This window comes from Streptomyces sp. NPDC088553 (assembly GCF_044752965.1).
GTDB lineage: Bacteria > Actinomycetota > Actinomycetes > Streptomycetales > Streptomycetaceae > Streptomyces.
On record NZ_JBIVMG010000008.1, the window covers coordinates 448,711 to 469,761 of the forward strand.

At 73.4% G+C, this 21,051-nt stretch carries 18 protein-coding genes; 8 read left to right on the forward strand and 10 right to left on the reverse strand.

The window, feature by feature from the left end:
- The first annotated feature begins 70 nt into the window (after positions 1-70).
- Genes ACIP8Z_RS28375 through ACIP8Z_RS28390 form a run of 4 tightly spaced genes read left to right on the forward strand, consistent with a single transcriptional unit; the run spans position 71 to position 4,593 of the window.
- Positions 71-3,103: a nitrate- and nitrite sensing domain-containing protein gene (locus ACIP8Z_RS28375; RefSeq protein WP_402088255.1), complete on the forward strand. Its 3,033-nt coding sequence runs from the start codon at positions 71-73 to the stop codon at positions 3,101-3,103.
- Complete coding sequence (locus tag ACIP8Z_RS28380) at positions 3,100-3,543, forward strand: roadblock/LC7 domain-containing protein (protein WP_229315576.1); 444 nt, start codon at positions 3,100-3,102, stop codon at positions 3,541-3,543. Before ACIP8Z_RS28375 ends, ACIP8Z_RS28380 begins: the two co-directional genes overlap by 4 nt.
- Positions 3,544-3,554: 11 nt before the next feature.
- Positions 3,555-4,007, forward strand: coding sequence for a DUF742 domain-containing protein (locus tag ACIP8Z_RS28385; RefSeq protein ID WP_254047395.1), 453 nt, complete (start codon positions 3,555-3,557; stop codon positions 4,005-4,007).
- The gene (locus tag ACIP8Z_RS28390; protein WP_355969578.1) at positions 3,988-4,593 is read left to right on the forward strand and encodes an ATP/GTP-binding protein; all 606 of its coding nucleotides are present in this window, start codon (positions 3,988-3,990) and stop codon (positions 4,591-4,593) included. The genes ACIP8Z_RS28385 and ACIP8Z_RS28390 overlap by 20 nt, the downstream gene beginning before the upstream one ends.
- Positions 4,594-4,767: 174 nt before the next feature.
- Here the strand turns inward: ACIP8Z_RS28390 and ACIP8Z_RS28395 are convergent, their stop codons facing one another.
- The 3 genes from ACIP8Z_RS28395 to ACIP8Z_RS28405 form a co-directional block, all read right to left on the reverse strand.
- The gene (locus tag ACIP8Z_RS28395) at positions 4,768-5,955 is read right to left on the reverse strand and encodes a lipid-transfer protein (RefSeq protein WP_402088257.1); all 1,188 of its coding nucleotides are present in this window, start codon (positions 5,953-5,955) and stop codon (positions 4,768-4,770) included.
- A complete protein-coding gene (locus ACIP8Z_RS28400; RefSeq protein WP_402088259.1) occupies positions 5,952-6,416 on the reverse strand; it encodes a Zn-ribbon domain-containing OB-fold protein in 465 nt (154 codons plus the stop codon). The genes ACIP8Z_RS28395 and ACIP8Z_RS28400 overlap by 4 nt, the downstream gene beginning before the upstream one ends.
- 84 nt (positions 6,417-6,500) lie before the next feature.
- Positions 6,501-7,322, reverse strand: a complete 822-nt coding sequence (locus ACIP8Z_RS28405) for a M15 family metallopeptidase (RefSeq protein ID WP_402088262.1) — start codon at positions 7,320-7,322, stop codon at positions 6,501-6,503.
- On the opposite strand from ACIP8Z_RS28405, the gene ACIP8Z_RS28410 reads away from it, so the two are divergent.
- Positions 7,321-7,881 (forward strand): NUDIX domain-containing protein, encoded by a 561-nt coding sequence (locus tag ACIP8Z_RS28410; protein ID WP_402088264.1) that lies wholly within the window; start codon positions 7,321-7,323, stop codon positions 7,879-7,881. The genes ACIP8Z_RS28405 and ACIP8Z_RS28410 overlap by 2 nt on opposite strands.
- A gap of 64 nt (positions 7,882-7,945) precedes the next feature.
- On the opposite strand, the gene ACIP8Z_RS28415 is transcribed toward ACIP8Z_RS28410, so the two are convergent.
- Positions 7,946-10,360, reverse strand: a complete 2,415-nt coding sequence (locus ACIP8Z_RS28415) for a TIM-barrel domain-containing protein (RefSeq protein WP_402088266.1) — start codon at positions 10,358-10,360, stop codon at positions 7,946-7,948.
- Positions 10,361-10,575: 215 nt separating this feature from the next.
- Between ACIP8Z_RS28415 and ACIP8Z_RS28420 the strand changes: the two genes are divergently transcribed.
- Entirely contained in the window at positions 10,576-12,546 is a 1,971-nt protein-coding gene (locus tag ACIP8Z_RS28420) for an acetoacetate--CoA ligase (RefSeq protein WP_402088269.1), read from the forward strand.
- Between the two features lie 91 nt (positions 12,547-12,637).
- On the opposite strand, the gene ACIP8Z_RS28425 is transcribed toward ACIP8Z_RS28420, so the two are convergent.
- The 3 genes from ACIP8Z_RS28425 to ACIP8Z_RS28435 all read right to left on the reverse strand — a co-directional run bounded on the left by ACIP8Z_RS28425 (position 12,638) and on the right by ACIP8Z_RS28435 (position 15,998).
- A complete protein-coding gene (locus ACIP8Z_RS28425; RefSeq protein WP_402088272.1) occupies positions 12,638-13,741 on the reverse strand; it encodes a CU044_5270 family protein in 1,104 nt (367 codons plus the stop codon).
- Positions 13,738-14,544, reverse strand: a complete 807-nt coding sequence (locus ACIP8Z_RS28430) for an RNA polymerase sigma factor (RefSeq protein WP_402088274.1) — start codon at positions 14,542-14,544, stop codon at positions 13,738-13,740. The genes ACIP8Z_RS28425 and ACIP8Z_RS28430 overlap by 4 nt, the downstream gene beginning before the upstream one ends.
- A 134-nt stretch (positions 14,545-14,678) precedes the next feature.
- Complete coding sequence (locus ACIP8Z_RS28435; RefSeq protein WP_402088276.1) at positions 14,679-15,998, reverse strand: aminotransferase class I/II-fold pyridoxal phosphate-dependent enzyme; 1,320 nt, start codon at positions 15,996-15,998, stop codon at positions 14,679-14,681.
- Between the two features lie 46 nt (positions 15,999-16,044).
- Here ACIP8Z_RS28435 and ACIP8Z_RS28440 point away from each other — a divergent pair, with 46 nt between their 5' ends.
- Positions 16,045-17,340 carry an MFS transporter gene (locus ACIP8Z_RS28440; RefSeq protein WP_402088278.1) on the forward strand — a complete coding sequence of 432 codons (1,296 nt, stop codon included), beginning with the start codon at positions 16,045-16,047 and terminating at the stop codon, positions 17,338-17,340.
- A 24-nt stretch (positions 17,341-17,364) separates the two neighbouring features.
- Complete coding sequence (locus ACIP8Z_RS28445) at positions 17,365-18,264, forward strand: hypothetical protein (protein WP_402088280.1); 900 nt, start codon at positions 17,365-17,367, stop codon at positions 18,262-18,264.
- A gap of 71 nt (positions 18,265-18,335) precedes the next feature.
- Here ACIP8Z_RS28445 and ptsP read toward each other — a convergent pair whose 3' ends face one another.
- The 3 genes from ptsP to ACIP8Z_RS28460 form a co-directional block, all read right to left on the reverse strand.
- Positions 18,336-20,006, reverse strand: a complete 1,671-nt coding sequence (ptsP, locus tag ACIP8Z_RS28450) for a phosphoenolpyruvate--protein phosphotransferase (RefSeq protein ID WP_383870922.1) — start codon at positions 20,004-20,006, stop codon at positions 18,336-18,338.
- Positions 20,007-20,086: 80 nt separating this feature from the next.
- Positions 20,087-20,536 (reverse strand): PTS glucose transporter subunit IIA, encoded by a 450-nt coding sequence (locus tag ACIP8Z_RS28455; RefSeq protein ID WP_402088282.1) that lies wholly within the window; start codon positions 20,534-20,536, stop codon positions 20,087-20,089.
- 311 nt (positions 20,537-20,847) lie between these two features.
- The coding region (locus tag ACIP8Z_RS28460; RefSeq protein WP_401799422.1) for a hypothetical protein at positions 20,848-21,051 on the reverse strand (204 nt) is incomplete at its 5' end.

A 21,051-nucleotide genomic window follows, 5' to 3' on the forward strand; every position in this document is an offset into this window, starting at 1 on the left:
CGCGTGTTGACGCCGGACGTCACGAACGTGAAGGACCTCCGGGGTCACGGAGGTCGAGCTGGGGGAGGCCATGCGCTTTCGCGGGAAGTCCATCCGCCGGAAGATCGTGGCGTTGCTCCTCGTACCGCTCGTCTCCCTGACGGGCCTGTGGGGTTTCGCCACGGCCCTCACCGGACGCGAGGCCGACCAACTCCTCGACGTCGGCTACATCGTCGACAAGGTCGGCTACCCCCTCGAGGACACCGCCCGGGTCATCCAGCTCGAACGGCGCCAGTCCCTCATCTACCTCGCCGACCCCCGGGGCTCCGACGCCCTCGGTTCCCTCAACGAGACTCGCCGGGCGACCGACCGCCAGATCGCCCGCATCCGCGCCAACGCCGCCGACCCCGGCGTACGCGAGGAGATGCGGCCCGTCACCGCCCAGCGGCTCACCTCACTCCTCCAGGCGCTCGAAGGCATCGCCTCGCTGCGCCGCTCCGTGGAGAAGCGCGACATCGGCCGGATGCCGGCCCTCGAGTTCTACAACCGGCTCGTCGACCCCTGCTACAGCTTCCTCATCACCCTCCACGCCCTCGAGAACGTGGAGATGGACAAGCAGGGCCGCGCCCTCGTCGGCATCACCCGCGCGCGTGAGCTGCTCTCCCGCGAGGACGCGCTCGTCCTCTCCGCGCTCGTCGCGGACCGGGTCACCGCCCGGGAGATCCGCGAGATATCCGACCTCGTCGCCAACCGCGAGCAGTTCTACGAGGTCAACCTCGAACTCCTGCCCACCGCCGAGCGCGACCGCTTCGAGAAGTACTGGCGCAGCCCCGACAGCCAGCCGCTGCGCACCGCCGAGAACGCGATCATCGAACAGGGCCCCACCGACGCCCCGCGCGCCGTCACCGCCGCCTACTGGCAGGACAACGCCAGCCCCGTCCTCGACGACCTGGCCAGGGAGAACACCGCGGCCGGCGACCGCTACCAGGACCGCGTCCAGCCCGCCGCGTACAGCGTCCTCCTCAAGGCCGGCGTCGCCGGAGTCCTCGGCTTCCTCGCCCTGCTCGCCTCGATCGTCATCTCCGTCCGCATCGGCCGCGACCTCGTCCGCGACCTGCGCCGCCTCCAGAAGGAGGCCCAGGAGGTCTCCGGCGTACGCCTGCCCAGCGTGATGCGGCGGCTCGCCGCGGGCGAACAGGTCGACGTCGGCACCGAGGTCCCCCACCTGGGATACGGACAGGACGAGGTCGGCCAGGTCGGCCAGGCCCTCAACACCCTCCAGCGCGCCGCCGTCGAAGCCGCCGTCAAACAGTCCGAGCTGCGGCGCGGCGTCTCCGAGGTGTTCGTCAACCTCGCCCGCCGCAACCAGGTCCTCCTCCACCGCCAGCTCACCCTCCTCGACACCATGGAACGGCGCACCGAGGACACCGACGAGCTCGCCGACCTCTTCCGGCTCGACCACCTCACCACCCGCATGCGACGGCACGCCGAGGGCCTCGTCATCCTCTCCGGCGCCGCGCCCTCCCGGCAGTGGCGCAAGCCCGTCCAGCTCATGGACGTGGTCCGCGCCGCCGTCGCCGAGGTCGAGGACTACGAGCGCATCGAGGTCCGCCGACTCCCGCGCCTCGGCGTGGGCGGCCCCGCCGTCGCGGACCTCACCCACCTCATCGCCGAACTCCTCGAGAACGCCACGGTGTTCTCGCCCCCGCACACCGCCGTCCAGGTGCTCGGCGAGCGGGTCGCCAACGGCTTCACCCTGGAGATCCACGACCGCGGCCTCGGCATGAACCCCGACGCCCTGCTCGACGCCAACCTCCGGCTCGCCGAGACCCCCGAGTTCGAGCTCTCGGACACCGACCGGCTCGGCCTCTTCGTGGTCAGCCGGCTCGCCCAGCGCCAGAACGTCCGTGTCTCGCTCCAGACCTCCCCGTACGGCGGGACCACCGCGGTCGTCTTCATCCCGGCCGCGCTCCTCACCGACGCGCCCGAGACCCAGGGCGCCGGCTTCCGCCTGGATCGCAAGACCCTGGAGCGCACCGGCCCGGCCGACGGCGGGACCGACGACGACGTCCTGCCCAGCCGCCGCCCGGCCCTCGCCAGGGTCCCGGACGTGACCGAGGCGACCGGCCCGCTCGACGGCCCCGTCGAGCTGGAGGGGCCGCTCGGCAGCGAGGAGTTCGACGTGCTCCTCGACGGCGCGGCGGACCTCCTCGACACCGAGAGCGAGCGCGGCGGGCTCTTCCGGCCCCGTGGCCGGCGCCGCGCCGGACTCGCGCCGGCGGGCGAGCAGCACCAGCAGGCCACGGACCGGACGAACGGCCACGGCGAGGAGGAGAAGCCCGCCGACACGGGCGTCCTCGGCCCCGTACCGCTGCCGCGCCGCCGCACCCCGACCCTCGTCGTGGACCACGGCCGCCGCCTCGACGAGCCGGACCGCGACCGAGGCACCGACGGACCCGACCGGGCCCATGGCGTCGAAGGACCGGACCGGAACGGGGGAGCGGACGGGCCCGACCGCACGACCCACGCGCTCCCCGACCGGACCCACGCGCTCCCCGACCTGGACCAGCCGCTCAACGGCCGGGCGCACCCCGCCCCCGGCCGGGTGACCGAAGGCTTCGGCCGGGTGACGGACGGCCCCGGCGCCGCTGACCACCACGCCTACGGCACCGGGCCGCACGAGCGGCCGGCGACCCCGAGCGGCACCGGCCGGTCCGGCGACCAGCCCGTACCCCCGCGCGGCACCGGCCGGCAGCACGGTCTGCCCCTGACCCCGCGAGGCACCGGCCCCACCCTCGTCCCCGTACCGCCCGAGGGTCCCGTGCGGCCGCCGGCGAGCCCCGAGCCGTTCGGCGGACTGCCCCGCCGCGTCCGTCAGGCCAGCCTCGCGCCCCAGCTGCGGGCGACCGACGGCCCGGCCGAGCGCGGTACGGGCGGACGCGCCGATGCCCGTACGAGCGGCGGCGCCGCGCCCGCGGACGCCGACTCCTTCGAGCGCGACGCCGAGGAGGTACGCGCGCGCATGGCCGCCATGCAGCGCGGCTGGCAGCGCGGGCGACAGCACAACGCCGACCCTGACGAACCGACAGCACCTGGAACGACACCCGAGGGGGACGGTCGATGACCGCACCGAACGCCGCAGCATCCAGCACCACCGCCGGCCACGGAAACGGCGAGCTGAACTGGCTCCTCGACGAGCTCGTGCAGCGCGTCGCGTCCATCCGGAAGGCCCTGGTGCTCTCCAGCGACGGCCTCCCCACCGGCGCGTCCCAGGACCTGACCCGGGAGGACGGTGAGCACCTGGCCGCGGTGGCCTCCGGCTTCCACAGCCTCGCCAAGGGCGTCGGCCGTCACTTCGAGGCGGGCAAGGTCCGCCAGACGGTCGTCGAGCTGGAGGACGCCTTCCTCTTCGTCACGGCCGCCGGTGACGGCAGCTGCCTGGCCGTGCTCGCCGACGCGGACTCCGACGTCGGCCAGGTCGCCTACGAGATGACGCTGATGGTGAAGCGGGTCGGGGTCCACCTCGCGACGGCGCCCCGGACCGGTCTGCCCGCGGGAGGGTGAGTGGGGACGGCATGAGTGACGCAGCCGAGCGGAACCAGCTGAACCGGGCGAACCGGCACACGGAGTCGGACCAGAGCCCCACCCCGGCCCACCACCACTGGTTCGACGACGAGGCCGGGCCGGTGGTCCGTCCGTACGCGATGACCCGCGGCCGGACGAGCGCCGCCACCCGCCACCGGCTCGACCTGATCGCGGTGGTCGTGCCCGAACCCGCCGCCGACGACCCCGGCCGGGACCAGACGCTCTCCCCCGAGCACGTGGAGATCGTCGAACGCTGCTCCGAGCAGCCCCAGTCGATCGCCGAGCTCGCCGCAGGACTCGACCTCCCCGTCGGGGTGGTCCGGGTGCTCGTCGGCGACCTCGTCGAGGACGAACTCGTCCATGTGACCCGCCCCGTTCCGCCGGCCGAGCTGCCGGACGTGAGCATTCTCCGCGAGGTGATCAATGGCCTTCGGGCGCTCTAGCCGCAAGACGCCGTACGTCGAGCCGGTAACCCTGAAGATCCTCGTCGCGGGCGGGTTCGGGGTCGGCAAGACGACGCTGGTGGGCGCGGTCAGCGAGATCCGGCCCCTGCGGACCGAGGAGGTCCTCAGCGAGGCGGGGCGGCCCGTCGACGACCTGCACGGCGTCGAGACCAAGACGACCACCACGGTCGCCATGGACTTCGGCCGGATCACGCTGCGCGAGGATCTCGTCCTGTACCTGTTCGGCACCCCCGGCCAGGACCGCTTCTGGTTCCTCTGGGACGAGCTGGCGCAGGGCGCGCTCGGCGCGGTCGTCCTCGCGGACACCCGCCGCCTGGAGGACAGCTTCGCGGCCATCGACTACTTCGAGCGGCGCGGGATCCCGTTCACGGTGGCCGTCAACTGCTTCGAGGGCGCGCGACGGTTCCCCGCGGAGAGCGTGCGAGGGGCGCTGGACCTGGACCCGGAGGTCGAGCTCCTCATGTGCGACGCCCGGGACCGCGAGTCCGTGAAGAACGTCCTCGTCGCCGTCGTCGAGCACGCGCTCGTCCTCGCGGACCGGAGCCACGCGACGGCGGCCCCCTGAGATGGCGTCCTGAGGTGACCTCCTGAGGTGGCCTCGGCGGCCCGCCGCCGGGGTCCCTCCACTCGGCGTGCCTTCCGAGGCCCCTCCAGCCGGGGTGCCCTTCGGAGGTCCCTCCACCCGCGGTGCCGTCATCCGAGGTCCCCTCCTCCCGAGGTCCCTCCCTCCGGAGCATCCTCAGCGCACCGCCACCACCGCCGACCCGTGCCCGAACAGCCCCTGGTTCGCGGTGATGCCGACCCGTGCCCCCGGCACCTGCCGGTCGCCCGCCGTACCCCGCAGCTGCCAGGTCAGCTCGCAGACCTGGGCGATCGCCTGGGCGGGCACGGCCTCCCCGAACGAGGCCAGTCCGCCGCTGGTGTTGACGGGCAGGCGTCCGCCGAGCGCGGTCGCCCCGTCCCGCAGCAGCTTGGCGCCCTCGCCGGGCGCGCAGAGCCCGATGTCCTCGTACCACTCCAGTTCCAGAGCGGTGGACAGGTCGTAGACCTCCGCGAGGGACAGGTCCTCGGGCCCGATCCCCGCCTCCTCGTAGGCGGCGCGCGCGATCGAGGCGCGGAAGGAGTGCGCGGCCGGCGCGAGGGCCACGGCCGAGTCGGTCGCGATGTCCGGGAGGTCGAGCACCGCCTTGGGGTACGTGGGGGACACCGTCGACACGGCCCGGACCCGCACCGGGTCGGGGTGCCCGTGGGCGCGCGCGAACTCCATGCTGGACAGCACGAGCGCGGCGCCCCCGTCCGAGGTGGCGCAGATGTCGAGGAGCCGCAGCGGATCGGCGACGACGGCCGAGGCGGCGACCTGCTCGGCGCTCACGCGCGCGCGGTAGCGGGCGAGCGGGTTGAGCGCGCCGGCCGCCGCGTTCTTCACCTTCACCTGGGCGAAGTCCTCGGGCGTGTCCCCGTACAGGGCCATCCTGCGGCGTGCGTAGAGCGCGAAGTACGCGGGGTTGGTGGCCCCGAGCACCCGGAACCGCACCCAGTCCGGGTCGTCGGGACGCTCGCCCCCGGCCGGGGCGAGGAAGCCCTTGGGCGTCGCGTCCGCGCCGACGACCAGGACCACGTCCGCGAGTCCGGCGAGGATCTGGGCCCGTGCGGTCCCGATCGCCTGGGCGCCCGAGGCGCAGGCCGCGTAGACGCTGGTGACCCGGGCCCCCTGCCACCCGAGGGCCTGCGCGAACGTGGCCCCGGCGACGTACCCCGGGTATCCGCACCGCATGGTGTTCGCTCCGACGACGGAGCCGACGTCCGTCCAGTCCAGTCCGGCGTCGGCGATCGCGGCTCGGGCGGCGGCCGTCCCGTAACTGATGAAACTGCGGCCCCACTTGCCCCAGGGGTGCATTCCCGCCCCGATGACGGCGATCTCGTTCACGACCGCTCCTCCTGTCCGACGGGCCGCCAGTTCCAGGTGGTCCAGATGTGCTCGTCGTCCTCGTCGAGGACCCCGGGCACGACCTCGACCTCCGTCCCGACCGCCAGATCGGCCGTCGTCACCCCCGGCGCGGCCTGCCCGAGGACCACCATCGCCTCGGCCGCCAGCTCGACGGCGACGAGGGTGTACGGCTCCCAGGGCGCGTCCGGATCGGAGACGTACGGGGCGGGCGGCCGGTACCGCCCGTCGGTGTACGACCAGACCCGGCCGCGCGGGGAGAGCGGGAACTCGGCGAGCTCCCCGCCCCCGGGGCAGACCGGATTGCGGCAGCCGTCGTCCGCGCGCGGGAAGAAGACCGAGGCGCAGGCCGTGCAACGGGTCCCGAGCAGCCGGAACTCCGCCTCCGGCACGGTGTCGTCGGTGAACCACCCGGCCACCACCGGTGTGCGTGTCCGTGCCATCGAGGCCTCCCGTGCCTGCCGTCGCCCCACCCTGAACTGACGAACCGTCAGGAGTGTGGCACGGGAGCCCCGCGGGCGAAAGGCTCAGTGACCGGCCACCGACCTCCGCGCCACCGGGAAGTCGAAGAACGTGCTCGGGAACGGCTCCGGCTTGAAGGTGAAGTGCCACCACTCCTCCGGCAGGTTCACGAAGCCCTGCCCGACGAGGGTGCTCTTCAGCAGCTGCCGATGGGCCCGCTGCGCGCCCTGGATCCGGGGATCGTCGGTGTGCGAGAGCGTGTCGAAGCAGTCGTACCCGGTCCCCATGTCCACGGAGTTGTCCGGGAACCGCTCCGCGCGCGGTGCGTAGCACTCCGTCAACCTCTCGCCCGGCACGTACGCGCGCGTGGGCAGGGCCGGCAGCCGGACGATCGTCAGGTCCACGGTCGAGCCCCTGCTGTGCCCGGACTTCTCCGCGATGTAACCGTCCGCGAACAGCCGCGACTTGTCGACGAGCGGATAGAACTCCCCCTTCATCCGCTCGTCCGTCAGGTCCTTCGCCCAGCGCACGAAGTGGTCGACGGCCCGCTGCGGCCGGTAGCAGTCGTACACCTTGAGCGTGTAGCCGCGGGCGAGGAGACGCACCTGCGCGCGGTGCAGGGCCTCGGCGGCCGGCCGGGTCAGGATGCACAGCGGCTGCCGGTACCCGTCCACCGGCTCGCCCACGAAGTTGTGCTCCGTCGTGTAGCGCATCTCCTGAATGATCGTCCGGTCCACCGAGGCGAGCGCCACGAACTCCCGTGGCGCCTTCGGCTCCGGCGCGGCGGACGCCGGGGGAGCGGGCGCGGCGACGGCGCCCGCGACGGCGAGCAGTCCGGCCGCGGCCGTGACGGCGAGGGTATGGAGGGCGGAAGCAAGTCCTGTCATGCGCACCGTCTATCAGTTCCGGCAGCGCCGGGAAAGGGTGATCGCATACGGTCGGCCCGTGAAGGACTCCCACTGCACGTTCTGCGGCGCCGCCCACCCGGCCGACGCCGGCTGGCCCCGCACCTGCCCGGCCTGCGGCCAGACCGCCTACCGCAACCCGCTGCCCGTCGCCGTCGCCCTGCTGCCCGTCACGGACGGAACGGACACGGGCCTCGTCGTCATCACCCGCACCATCGAACCCGCGCGCGGCGAGGTCGCCCTGCCCGGCGGCTTCATCGACCACGGCGAGGACTGGCGCGCCGCGGTGGCCCGCGAACTCCGGGAGGAGACCGGGATCGAGGCCTCCGCCGAGGAGGTGCGCCTCGCCGACGCGCTCAGCTCCCCGGCCGGCCACCTCCTCCTCTTCGGCCTCCTCCCGCCCCGCCCGGCGGCCGCGCTCCCGCCCTCGGCCCCGACGGACGAGACGAGCGGCCACCACGTGCTCCACGCACCCGAGGAACTCGCCTTCCCGCTCCACACGGAGGCGGTACGGAAGTGGTTCGCGGGGGAGTACGGCTGACCGGGAGCACGACGGCGAGGGGGCGGGGCTCCGCACTCCGGAGCCCCTGACCCCGCCGCCCCCGTCACACCCCCCGCACCCGCACCGGCAGCCCCGCCGCCTCCACCCCGTCGTCCGTCACCCGCTCCACGACCACCCGGCCGTCCACGAGCCGCGACTGGTACCGCTCGATCTCGGCCGTCTCCCAGCCGTCCCCGGTGTCCCGTACGACGAGCCCGCCGCCCGTCCGCCCGGCGGCGGGCGCCCACACCTCCAGGGCCAGGCCGCCGTCGTCGCCCCGCACCGCGAGCACCGCCCCCGCCCGCGCCAGGACCGGCACCCGGGAGAGCGGCGCGTCGAGCAGCACCTGCCCGGGGCCCTCGTACGCCTGCCCCGTCGCCGTGTCGTACCAGCGACCGCGCGGCAGCCGCACCGCCCGCCGGTCGGCGCCCCGGGTCAGGACCGGCGCCACGAGCAGCGCGTCGCCGAGCAGGAACGCGTCCTCGCAGTCGCGCAGCACCCGGTCCTCGGGCGTCCCCCACCACAGCGGGCGTACGTACGGCGCGCCCGTCATCCGGGCGAGCCGCGCCAGGGTCGTGAAGTACGGACGGAGCCGCTCCCGTTCGGCCAGTGCCTCGCGCGCGTGCTCCAGGACCTCCGGACCGAACTCCCACGGTTCGCGCCGCCCCGCGTCGATCGCCGCGTGGGTGCGGAACAGCGGCAGCCACGCCCCCAGCTGGTACCAGCGCAGGAACAGCTCCGGCGTCGGACTGCCGTCGAAACCGCCCACGTCCGGGCCCGAGTACGGCACCCCGCACAGCCCGAGTCCCAGGACCAGGGCGAGTGAGGCCCGAAGCCCCGGCCACCCGGTCGACACATCGCCCGACCAGGTGCCCCCGTACCGCTGCATCCCGGCCCAGCCGGAACGCGAGAAGAGGAAGGGCCGCTCGTCGGGGCGCAGCCGGCGCAGCCCCTCGTAGCCGGCCCGCGCCATCGTGAGGCCGTACACGTTGTGCGCCTCGCGGTGGTCACCGCCCCGGCCGTCCAGATCGTGCCGTGCCGAGCGCGGCAGCGTCGTGTCGCCGAACGGCGCGAAGGACACCGGCTCGTTCATGTCGTGCCACACCCCGGCGAAGCCCTGACCGAGCCGCTCCTCGTACAGCTCGCCCCACCACTCCCGTACCGCCGGATCGGTGAAGTCCGGGTAGGCGCACTCGCCCGGCCACACCACCCCGTGGACCTCGTTGCCCCGCGCGTCCCGCACGAAGGCCCCGGCCGCCCGCCCGCTGTCGTAGACCGCGTTCCCCGGTTCGGCCTTCACCGCCGGGTCCACGATCGACACGAGCCGCACGCCCTGCTCCCGCAGCTCCTTCGCGAGCCCCGGCAGGTCGGGGAAACGCTCCCGGTCGACGGTGAACACGCGGTGCCCGTCGTAGTGGTCGATGTCCAGGTGGACGGCGGACAGCGGCAGCCCCCGATCCCGGTATCCGGCCACGATCCGCCGCACCTCGCGCTCGCTGCCGAACCCCCAGCGCGCGTGCTGCGGTCCGAGCGCCCAGTCAGGCGGCAGCGCCGGAGCGCCGGTGAGCGCCGCCCAGCCGTGGAGCACGCGCGCGGGGGTGCCGACCACCACCCAGCAGCGCAGCGGACCGCCGCCCATCCGGACCTCGCTGGTCCCCGGCCGGTCGTGCCCGGACCCCGCGCCCTCCTCGCCCTCGGCGAGGGTGACCCGGCCGTCCCAGGAGTTGTCGTGGAAGGCCAGATGCGTCCCCGCGTCCGAGACGACGAACTGCACGGGCATGGTGAGGTAGAGCGGATCGTCCCCTGGGCCGAACCTCCCCCCGGGGTCGGTGTTCCAGAGGCGGTACGAGCCGTCCCGCAGCCGCGGCCCCGCCGACCGGCCGCCGAGCCCGAAGAACCGCGCGTCCGCCGGCACCTCACTGCGCTGCACCCAGCGCGCCGAACCACCGGACGAAGCCGTGCCGGCGGCCGACCGGACACCGGGAGCCGGCTTCGCACCCGAGGGAACGGCCTGCGCCACCGGCTCCCACCAGCGCGGCGGCAGGTCCCGGCGCAGCATCACCCCGCCCGGCGTCCGGATCTCGACCGCCCCGTGCCGGGACACCGCCACCGTCACCCGCTCCGACACGATCCGCCAGCCGCCGTCCGTGTCCGGCTCCAGGGAGGCCCGCAGATCCGGATCGGGCGCCTCACCGGCCAGGGCGTACGAGGGAAGCGGCTCGGCCCCGTCCCACCCCCAGAACACGGTGCCGCCCGACGACACGCAGATCCGCAGTGAGGAGCGCGCGAACCGGATGGTCCCCCCACCGGGCGCGGCGTCCGCACCCGTCGCCGACCCCGGTACCCGGGCCCGCTCCGCACCCCTCGGCGGCAACCCCCACGCGTCCGTACGACGTTGCCGCCACGCCGCCCGCACCGTCCGCAATCCCCGCACCGAGCCGAACACCTTCATCGAACGCACCAGTTCACGACCGTCCATGCAGCTCAGCCTGCCATCCACCCAGGGTGGAACAGGCTCCGTTCAACTGGCGTTCACCCGTGGTGGGAGCACATATTCAACTCCCCGACCATGGGCGGGCAGACCTGGTGCGAAAGACGATCACATGGCATCGTCCTGTCAGCCGCGTCACGCGCACACCCCAGCACGTGCGCGGGACACACGCCGACCCCGCGTACAGCCAGGGAGCCGCCCCAATGACATCAGCGCAGACCGAGCCGCTCTGGCAGCCGGACGAGGAACGCATCGCCACGGCCGCCGTGACCCGCTTCCAGACGTGGGCCGCCGAACACCACGGCGCTCCGGCCGAGGGCGGATACCCGGCGCTCCACCGCTGGTCCGTCGACGAGCTCGAAGCCTTCTGGCAGGCGGTCGTCGAGTGGTTCGACATCCGCTTCTCCACCCCGTACGAGCGCGTTCTCGGCGACCGCTCGATGCCCGGCGCCGACTGGTTCCCCGGGGCCACCCTCAACTACGCCGAGCACGCCCTGCGCGCCGCCGACGAGCGCCCCCACGAGACGGCCCTGCTCCATGTGGACGAAACACATGAGCCCACACCGATCACCTGGGCCGAGCTCCGCCGCCAGGTCGGCTCCCTCGCCGCCGAACTCCGTGCCCTCGGCGTCCGGCCGGGCGACCGGGTCAGCGGCTACCTGCCCAACGTCCCGCAGTCCGTCGTGGCCCTCCTCGCCACCGCCGCGGTCGGCGGCGTGTGGACCTCCTGCGCCCCCGACTTCGGTGCCCGCAGCGTCCTCGACCGCTTCCAGCAGGTCGAGCCCGTCGTCCTCTTCACCGTCGACGGCTACCGCTACGGCGGCAAGGAGCACGACCGCCGCGACACCGTCGCCGAACTGCGCGCCGAGCTCCCGACCCTCCGCGCCGTCGTCCACATCCCGCTGCTCGGCACCCCGGCCCCCGAGGGCACCCTCGCCTGGGCCGACCTCGTCGCCGGCGATGCCGAGCCGGTCTACGAGCAGGTCCCGTTCTCGCACCCGCTGTGGGTCCTGTACTCCTCCGGCACCACCGGCCTGCCGAAGGCGATCGTCCAGTCCCAGGGCGGCATCCTCGTCGAGCACGTCAAGCAGCTGGGCCTGCACTGCGACCTGGGCCCCGAGGACGTGTTCTTCTGGTACACCTCCACCGGCTGGATGATGTGGAACTTCCTCGTCTCCGGCCTGCTCACCGGCACGACCGTCGTCCTGTACGACGGCAGCCCCGGCTACCCGGACACCGCCGCCCAGTGGCGCGTCGCCGAGCGCACCGGCGCCACCCTGTACGGCACCTCCGCCGCGTACGTGATGGCCTGCGCGAAGGCGGACGTGCACCCCGGCCGTGACTTCGACCTCTCGGCGGTGAAGTGCGTCGCCACCACCGGCTCCCCGCTGCCGCCCGACGGCTTCCGCTGGCTCCACGACGAGGTCCGCGAGGACCTGTGGATCGCCTCCGTCAGTGGTGGCACCGACGTGTGCTCCTGCTTCGCGGGCGCCGTCCCCACCCTCCCGGTCCACATCGGCGAGCTGCAGGCGGCCGGCCTCGGCACCGACCTGCAGGCCTGGGACCCCTCCGGCAAACCCGTGATCGGCGAGGTCGGCGAGCTCGTCGTCACCAACCCCATGCCGTCCATGCCGATCCACTTCTGGAACGACCCGGACGGGAGCCGCTACCGCGACAGCTACTTCGAGATGTTCCCGGGCGTCTGGCGCCACGGGGACTGGATCACGATCACCGACCACGGCTCGGTCGTCATCCACGGCCGCTCCGACTCCACCCTGAACCGCCAGGGCGTCCGGATGGGGAGCGCCGATATCTACGAGGCTGTCGAACGCCTCCCGGAGATCCGCGAATCCCTCGTGATCGGTCTGGAGGAGCCGGACGGCGGCTACTGGATGCCGCTCTTCGTCCATCTCGTCGAGGGCGCCACCCTCGACGACGAGCTGGTCGCCCGCATCAAGCGGACGATCCGCACCGAACTCTCCCCGCGCCACGTCCCCGACGAGATCATCGAGGTCCCGGGAGTCCCGCACACCCTCACGGGCAAGCGCATCGAGGTCCCGGTCAAGCGCCTCCTCCAGGGCACCCCCCTGGCCAAGGCCGTCAACGCCGGCTCGGTCGACGACCTCGGGCTCCTGCACTTCTACGAGACCCTGGCGGCCGACCGCCGCCGCTGAGCGCACGGCGGGGCCCGCCGATCCGGTCGGATCGGCGGGCCCTGCCGTTGTCCGGTCAGCCCTTCGGCTCAGCTCGGCCCACGCCCTCGGTTCAGCCCTTCGGCAGCACGCCGGGCGCCGGGGCGGACGCCTTGGCGAGCACCGCCGAGACCCCGAGGACCGTCCCGGCCTTGCCCGCCGAGGAGGTCTCGGTGAGGACGGTGCGCTCCCCGAGGAACGCCGACGTCGACCGGTCGAAGATCCACTGCGTCTGCTCGCCGTGGGCGGTACGGGCCACGGCCACGCCCTCACGGCCGGCCGCGTCCTTCGCGGACGGCAGGAGGGTCACCCCGGGGATCCGCGCCGCCGCCCCGTACAGGGCGGCGGTGACCTTCGGCGGGGCCCAGGTCTCGGCGAGCAGGGTCCCGATCGCGGTGAACGCCCGCTGATCGGCGTCGCCCTCGCCCTCACGCGTCTGGTCCTGGACGAGGCGCAGCAGCGCGTCCGGATCCGTGGGGAGGGCCGCCACGTACGTGTGGGTCGGGTTCGTGACGGAGGGCTCCGCCGCCGTGAGCGTGGTCTTCCTGGGGGTGGCCCCGGGACCGTCCAGCTCGTACACGGGCAGTTCGGACCCGAGTTCCGTGTCGGCGGCACCGGGCTCGCGCAACAGCCCCGGGCGGCTGCCGTCGACGGAGAGCCACACCTCGCGCCGGTGCGCGGGCGGCAGGGTGGCAGGACCGCCGGCCGCGTCGCGCCCCGCGTGGGCGACCAGGCTCCTGACGTAGACGTACCCGCCGGGCCGGGCGTCCGGCACGGGGGCGGCCGCGGCGACCAGCGCGGCACCGGACAGGAAGCGCACGGCCTCCGGGGCCGCGGGCTGCCCGGCCGAGACGCGGCCCGGAGACCCTGCGGGTCCCTCTGGGGGCGCGAGCACGACGGCACCGGCCACGACCGCGCAGGCGGCGACGGGCGCGGCGATCCAGCCGAGCCGCAGCCCGCCGCGCGACCGGCGCACTCGAGGCGGGTGGGCCACGGCGCCGTCACCCGAGGCGAGGGCGGTCCGCAGGACGGCGTGCCGCAGCTCGCGATCCCGCTCCGGCGCCGGCTCGGGCACCGGCGGTGGGGGCAGCAGTTCGGCGAGCTCGGCCCGCAGCAGGGCGTCGGCGTGCGCGTCGGCCTTGCGGTGATGCTGGGTACGAGGGGCGAAGGCGTTCATGCCTGGTTCTCCGGGATCGATCGGGGCACGAGGGCGGGACGGACGGTGGACGGCGCCGCATCGGCACGGCTCACGGCATCGGGCGCGGTGGCTCTGCCCACGGCACCGGGGGAGCCGGCGGCCGGGCGCATCGCCACCGAGGCAGAGACAGAGGCAGAGGCGGTGGCGCCCGTACGGGGACGGGGGCCGGCGGTGGGCCCGGTGGCCCGCCCCGGCACTCCGCCGGCCGACCGCACCGCGGCAGCCGCCGCCCGCTCCTTCCGGCGCGCCGTCCGCAGTTCGGCGTCGGCGAGCTTCCGGAGTCGTTCACGCGCCCGCGACAACCGGGACCGGACCGTACCGACCGGGACTCCCAACGCCTCCCCGGCGGCCGCGTAGTCGAGCCCGGCCCACACGACGAGCGTGAAGACCTCCCGCTCACGCCTCCGGAGCTTGCCGAGGGCGGCGCGGGCGGCCCGTATCTGCTCCCCGTCGGTCATCCGGGCGAGGACGTCGTCGGCGAAGTCCGGCAGGACGCCCCGCTCGGGCATCCGGGCCAGCGCCGCGTCCCGCCGCCGTGCCTCGCGGGCGGACCCGCGCATGATGTTGGTCGCGATGCCGAGCAGCCAGGGGCGCAGACTGCCGCCCTCGGCGTGCACCTTCCCGCGACAGCGCCAGGCCTCGAGGAACGCGGCGGAGACGACATCCTCGGCCGCCGCCCGGTCCCCGCACACCCGGAAGGCGTAGTGGTACAGCACGCGTGCGTGCTCGTCGTACGCCTCACCGAGCGCGGAGGGATCCCCGGCGCGGAAACGATCTCTCATAGGTGATTCCACACAAAGCACTGGACGCGGGTTCGTCCGGGTTCCCGTGACCCGCGCCACACCGCGTACCGGCCCCGACCAGGACGTGGGGGCACCCGCCCCCTGCCGTCGGCTCGCGCGATCCTCGGACGGCGTCAACCGCCGTACGTCGCCTGCGTGTCCCCCAGGACCTCCGCGAAGTCCGCCGCCAGGCGCGGGGCGTCCTCGGGCGCGAGCGTCGACGTGGTGATCCGTACGGCCGACGGGGTCGCGATCCGGAACCGCGCTCCCGCGGCGACCCACCAGCCCTGCGTCCGCAGCCCGTTGACCACCGCGGACTCGTCCCGCACCGGCACCCACACGTTCAGCCCGCTCGCGCCGACCGCCCGGATCCGGTACGCCCCGAGCGCGTCGACCAGTGCCGCGCGCCGCTCCGTGTACGCCGCTTCCCCCTCGGCCACGAGCGCGCGTACCGCGCTGTCGCGGAAGAGGCCGACCACCGTCTCCTGGAGGACGTGGCTGACCCATCCCGAGGTCATCAGCATCCGTCCGTCGTGCCGCGCGAGCGTGATCGCGTCGCACGCCACCCCGGCCCAGCGCAGATCGATCCCGAGGTGCTTCGACACGGTCCGCACCTGCGCCCACCGTTCGAGCCCGGCCGCCGCCAGGGTGTGCGCCGCGGCGCCGCCGATGTCCGCGTTGTGGTCGTCCTCCACGACGAGCACCTCGGGGAAGTCCCGGAGCACCGCGACCAGTTCGTCCCGTCGCGACCGGGTGAGGAACGCCCCGGTCGGGCACTGTCCCCGCGGACTGCACACCACCGCGCGCACCCCGCCCCGCAGCGCCGCACGCAGCGACTCCGGTACGAGCCCCTCACCGTCCACGGCCACGGGGACCATCCGCAGCCCCAACGCGGGCACCAGGTCGAGCAGATGGTGGAAGCCCGGATCCTCCACGGCGACCGCGTCACCGGGCCGCAGCTCGGTCGACAGCAGCCGTGCGACGCAGTCGAGCGCCCCGTGCGCGAAGGTCACGTGCCGGGTCGGCACCCCGTCCCGCGCGAACCACTGCCGGGTCACCTCCTCGAGCGCCGCGAGCCGCGGGGCGGCGCGATGGGACCCGTACACCGGAGTGACCGACGACGGAGGACGCAGTACGGGGAGGAAGGCCGGGTCGGGATGGCCGCCCGCCAGGTCCACCAGGCCCTGGGGGACCCGCGGTGGACGGCGGGAGGCCACCGACGGCACCTCCGCGACGACCGTCCCGCCCCGGCCCCGCGTGACGATCAGGCCGCGCTGCCGCAGCTCCTTGTAGGCCGTCGCGACCGTCCCCGGACTCACCCCCAGCTCGTCGGCGAGCCTCCGCACGGGCGGCAGGGCGTCACCGGGGGAGAGGCCGCCCTCGGTGACACCCCGCTCCACGGACGCGGCAATCCCCTTGGCCGTTGTGCCATCGATCGAATATTGTGCTGCCACGTAATCAAGTATGTATCAATACAAAGCAGTTGGCAAGGGGGACCCGTTGAGCCGCTCCACCCACACCACCCATCCCGCCCGAACAGCCCTCAAGGACCGCATCCCCGGCGGCCGGGACGGCCGCCGCATGCTCGTCATCGGCTTCATCGACAAGTGCGGCACCGGACTCTGGTCCACGGCCATGGCCCTCTACTTCACGTTCGTCACCGGCCTCGACCTCGGCCAGGTCGGCCTCCTCATCGCCGTCTCCGGCGCCGCCGGCATCGCCGGCGCCCCCCTCGGCGGACGGCTCGCCGACCGCTTCCCCCTCGTCCGCGTCATCATCTGCACCCAACTGCTCCGCGCCGCGGCCCTCCTGGCCCTCCTCACCACCGACGACTACCTGCTGCTCGTCCTCTTCTCGGCCGCCGGCGCCCTCCCCGACCGCGCCACCAACGTCCTCACCAAGCTCTACGCCGCCCGGGTCGCCGGCCCCGACCGCATCCGCTACCAGGCCATCAACCGCACCACCTCCAACATCGGCTGGACCCTGGGCGGCCTCGGCGCCGCGGCAGCCCTCGCCGTCGGCAGCACCACCGCCTTCCACCTCCTCCTCGTCGGAGACGCCCTCTCCTACCTCGTGATGGCGGCGCTCACCCTCCGCTGCGCCGAACCCCCGGCCCCCGCCACCTCCCGGATCGCCGCCGCCTCCACCGACGCCCCGCCCACGGCCAAGCCGTCCAACCCCTGGCGCGACCGGGGCTTCCTCGGCTTCACGGCCGCGGACTCGGTCTTCTTCCTCCACGACTCGATCCTCCAGGTCGCCCTGCCCCTCTGGATCGTCCACGCCACCGACGCCCCCGTCGGCCTCGCCCCGCTCCTGATGGTCGTCAACAGCGCCCTCGTCGTGATCTTCCAGGTCCCGCTCTCACGCTTCGGCTCCTCCACCGAAGCCGCCCGCCGCCTGCTCAGGCCCCTCGCGGTCCTCTTCACCGTCGGTACGCTCGCCCTGACCGTCTCCGCCCTCGGCGGCCGGACCCTCTCCATCGCCGCCCTGATCACCGCGGCCGTCGTCCTCACCTTCGCCGAGATGATCCACACCATCGCGTCCTGGGAGATCTCCGTCGCCCTCGCCCCCGACGACGCACAGGGCGCGTACCTCGGCGTCCACGGCCTCGCCCAGTCCACCCAGCGCTTCGTCGGCCCGCTCCTCATGACCGGCCTCGTCTCCGCAGGCCCCCTGGCCTGGCCCTTCCTCGGCGCCGCGCTCGTCGCCACCAGCGCCGCCCAGAACCGCCTCGTCCGCCGACGCCTCCCCGAGCCGTCACTGTCAGTGGCGAAGGTTACGGTGAGTGAGCACTGATCGGACCGCATTCCAGGGGGAGACATGACACGGACCGGCACCACCCCAGCGAACCTCCGCCGCGCCCTGCGCCGCGAAGTCCCCAGCACCGTCGGCCTCCTCGCCGACGAGCACGACTTCACGGTCATGCGCCAGTACCGCACCTTCGTCTTCGACGACCACACCACCTACCTCCGCCAGGTCGAGGCCCTCCTCAGGACCCTCGCCACGCAGGGCGGCCACACCACCGTCACCCTCTTCGACCCCGAGGAGTACGCGGCCTACTGCGCCGAAACCGCCCTCGACCCCGACCACCCCACCAGCCGCAGCCGCTTCACCGCCCACCTCGCCGCCACCGGCGCCCAGGTCACCTACACCGGGCAGCCCCTCAGCACCCTCCTCCCCGAGCTGGTCGACACCGCCGTCCGCCACGCCACGTGGGAGTACGCCACCACCGTCCTCGCCACCGCGGGCGACTGCGCCACCTGCGGCAAGGACATCGGCAGGGCCGCCTTCGAGCGCGCCGCCCGGCTCCTCGCCCGACTCCTGGAGGCCGCCGGCCCCGGCACCCACCACCTCGTCTGCAGCGTCCCGGCCGCCGACGACCAGCTCGTCGCCGTCCTCCACGCCGACGGCACCACCTCACCCACGGACGTCGAGGACGTCGCGGCCGCCGAGTTCACCGCCGTCCTCGCCGCGGGAATCGCCCTCGGAGCACCCGGTGGACTCGTCCTGCGCACCACCCGTCCCGGCGCCCGCGACCGGCTCCACGGCTGGCGACTCACCGGCGGCACCCTCACCCCCCTCACCGAGGCCGAGGTCTTCGCCGCCTACTGCACCGACGCCCGCACCGGAGAACCCCTCTCCCCGGAACCGGGCGTCGACCACCGCGCCGGCTTCCCCCTCACCCCCGACCCCGACGACGACTGGACCACCCACCACTGACCCCGCACACGCCGAAGGGGCTCCCCGCCACCTCGGTGACGGAAAGCCCCTTCGTCAAGCACCCCCGGGAATCACTCCCCGGACAGCACCGCCTGCGCGGCCACGCGCGCCTCGTGCGCCGTGTCCGCGGCACGTGCCGCGGCAGCCGCACGCTCGCACTGCGCCAGCGTGTACTTCGCCAGCGTCGCCCGCACATACGGAATCGAGGCAGCACCCATGGAAAGGGAGGTGACGCCCAGACCCGTCAGCACACAGGCGAGCAGCGGGTCGGCGGCGGCCTCGCCACAGACACCACAGCTCTTGCCCTCGGCCTTCGCCGCCTCGGCGGACAGCGCGACCAGGTCGAGCAGCGCCGGCTGCCACGGGTCCTGGAGCCGCGACACCGCACCGACCTGGCGGTCGGCCGCGAAGGTGTACTGCGCCAGGTCGTTGGTGCCCAGCGAGAGGAACTCGACCTCCTGGAGGATCGAGCGCGCCCGCAGCGCGGCCGAGGGAATCTCGACCATCGCACCGAACTTCGCCCGCAGCCCCGCCTCACGGCACGCGTCGGCGAAGGCCTTCGCGTCCGTACGGTCGGCCACCATCGGCGCCATGACCTCGAGGTACACCGGCAGTCCCTCGACCGCCTTCGCCAGCGCGGTCAACTGGGTCCGCAGCACCTCCGGGTGCTCCAGGAGCGACCGCAGACCCCGCACACCGAGCGCCGGGTTCGGCTCGTCCGCCGGAGTCAGGAAGTCCAGCGGCTTGTCCGCACCGGCGTCGAGCACCCGCACGACCACACGGCCCTCGGGGAACGCCTCCAGCACCTTGCGGTAGGCCTCGACCTGCTTCTCCTCGGACGGAGCCTTCTCGCTGTCGTCCAGGAAGAGGAACTCCGTACGGAACAGACCGACACCCTCGGCACCGGCCTCCACCGCCGCCGGCACGTCCGCCGGACCACCGACGTTGGCGAGCAGCGGCACCTTGTGCCCGTCCGAGGTGGCGCCCGGACCGCTGGACGTCGCCAGCGCGGCCTTGCGCGCGGCGGCCGCCTTGGTCAGCTCCGCCTTCTTCTCCTCGCTCGGATCCACGAAGATCTCACCGGTCGAACCGTCGACCGCGATCATCGTGCCCTCGGCGAGCTCACCCGCGCCCGGCAGCGCGACGATGGCCGGCACACCCAGCGCCCGCGCGAGAATCGCGCTGTGACTGGTCGGCCCGCCCTCCTCGGTCACGAACCCGAGCACCAGCGTGGGGTCGAGCAGCGCCGTGTCGGCGGGCGCCAGATCCCGCGCGATCAGCACATAGGGCTCGTCACTGTCCGGCACACCCGGCATCGGCACACCCAGGAGGCGCGCCACGATCCGGTTCCGCACGTCGTCGAGGTCGGCGACCCGGCCGGCCATGTACTCACCGGCACCGGCGAGCAGCTCGCGATAGTGCGAGAAGGCGTCGTAGATACCGCGCTCGGCCGTGCTGCCCACGGCGATACGGCGGTCCACATCCGCGATGAGCTCCGGGTCCTGGGCGATCATCGCCTGGGCCTCGAGCACGTGCTGGGCCTCGCCGCCGGCCAGGTTGCCGCGCGCATTGAGGTCGGCGGCGACAGCCTCGACGGCCTGACGGGCGCGCCCCTGTTCGCGCTCCGCCTCGTCCGCCGGAATCTGCTTGGCCGGCGGTTCGAGAACCGCCGTGCCCATGTGCCGGACCTCGCCGATCGCCACACCGTGGCTGACGCCGACGCCTCGCAGCGTTGTCTCCATCTCACCCGTCTCCGATAGAGCGGCGGCACCCGCCACCGCGTTGAATGTCGAACTCGCGGTCGTCCCGGGGACGATCCGGCTCAGCTCCAGCCGAAGAGCTGGTCGCCGGCCTTCACATCGCCGTCCTCGACGACGTGGGAGAGCGAGTCCGCAGTGGCCTCGAGGGCCACGATGGGACAGATGGGGGACTTGCCGGCGGCCTCGACCGCGGCGGGGTCCCAGCGCACGACGGCCTGTCCGCGCTGGACGGTGTCGCCCTTGCTCACGAGGAGCTCGAAGCCCTCCCCGTTGAGCTGGACGGTGTCGATGCCGAGGTGGGTCAGCACACCGTGGCCCTCGCTGTCGACGACGACGAAGGCGTGCGGGTGCATGGAGACGATGACCCCGTCGATGGGGGAGACGGCCTCCGATCGCTCACGTACGGGATCGATGGCGGTGCCGGGCCCGACCATCGCACCGGAGAAGACCGGGTCGGGAACTGCGGCGAGACCGATGGCGCGTCCGGCAAGCGGCGACGTCACGGTTGTCATGGGAAGCCTCCCAGGGGCGGAGATTGTGTGGCGCCGTCACTACCTGTCCTGGACGGCGTACTGTTCAGAAGCGTATGTCATAAGAAGTCCCAGTTCCGCACGAGACGTACCAGTTGGGCGGAGCTAGGGACTACCGGAAACGATTTGCCTCAGCTGACGGTGGGATGTACTGTCGTACTCCTGCCTGACCCCAACGCGGCCTTGAGTCGCGGGTCGGCAGCACCTATCAAGCCAGATCCTAACCCCAGTGGTCTACACCTCTGCATGCTCGCAGGGATGTGGTCAGGGGGACCGAGAAAGCCTGGTAATGTTCAACCCCGCCGGGAACGGAAAGCACGAAAGTGAATTCCTGCCCAGCGAACCCGCTCCAGCGGGTGGCAGAAACGGAAAATCGGATCTGCTAGGCTGGAAACACGAAATACCGAAGGGAAGCCCGGAGGAAAGCCCGAGAGGGTGAGTACAAAGGAAGCGTCCGTTCCTTGAGAACTCAACAGCGTGCCAAAAATCAACGCCAG

Excerpts from the sequence above, each read along its gene's own strand:
- ACIP8Z_RS28415 (WP_402088266.1), bottom strand. The coding sequence starts at position 10,360 with ATGGACGGTCGTGAACTGGTGCGTTCGATGAAGGTGTTCGGCTCGGTG.
- ACIP8Z_RS28375 (WP_402088255.1), top strand. The coding sequence starts at position 71 with ATGCGCTTTCGCGGGAAGTCCATCCGCCGGAAGATCGTGGCGTTGCTC.
- ACIP8Z_RS28420 (WP_402088269.1), top strand. The coding sequence starts at position 10,576 with ATGACATCAGCGCAGACCGAGCCGCTCTGGCAGCCGGACGAGGAACGC.
- ACIP8Z_RS28445 (WP_402088280.1), top strand. The coding sequence starts at position 17,365 with ATGACACGGACCGGCACCACCCCAGCGAACCTCCGCCGCGCCCTGCGC.
- ACIP8Z_RS28425 (WP_402088272.1), bottom strand. The coding sequence starts at position 13,741 with ATGAACGCCTTCGCCCCTCGTACCCAGCATCACCGCAAGGCCGACGCG.
- ACIP8Z_RS28400 (WP_402088259.1), bottom strand. The coding sequence starts at position 6,416 with ATGGCACGGACACGCACACCGGTGGTGGCCGGGTGGTTCACCGACGAC.
- ACIP8Z_RS28385 (WP_254047395.1), top strand. The coding sequence starts at position 3,555 with ATGAGTGACGCAGCCGAGCGGAACCAGCTGAACCGGGCGAACCGGCAC.
- ACIP8Z_RS28410 (WP_402088264.1), top strand. The coding sequence starts at position 7,321 with ATGCGCACCGTCTATCAGTTCCGGCAGCGCCGGGAAAGGGTGATCGCA.
- ACIP8Z_RS28390 (WP_355969578.1), top strand. The coding sequence starts at position 3,988 with ATGGCCTTCGGGCGCTCTAGCCGCAAGACGCCGTACGTCGAGCCGGTA.
- ACIP8Z_RS28455 (WP_402088282.1), bottom strand. The coding sequence starts at position 20,536 with ATGACAACCGTGACGTCGCCGCTTGCCGGACGCGCCATCGGTCTCGCC.
- ACIP8Z_RS28380 (WP_229315576.1), top strand. The coding sequence starts at position 3,100 with ATGACCGCACCGAACGCCGCAGCATCCAGCACCACCGCCGGCCACGGA.
- ptsP (WP_383870922.1), bottom strand. The coding sequence starts at position 20,006 with ATGGAGACAACGCTGCGAGGCGTCGGCGTCAGCCACGGTGTGGCGATC.
- ACIP8Z_RS28405 (WP_402088262.1), bottom strand. The coding sequence starts at position 7,322 with ATGACAGGACTTGCTTCCGCCCTCCATACCCTCGCCGTCACGGCCGCG.
- ACIP8Z_RS28430 (WP_402088274.1), bottom strand. The coding sequence starts at position 14,544 with ATGAGAGATCGTTTCCGCGCCGGGGATCCCTCCGCGCTCGGTGAGGCG.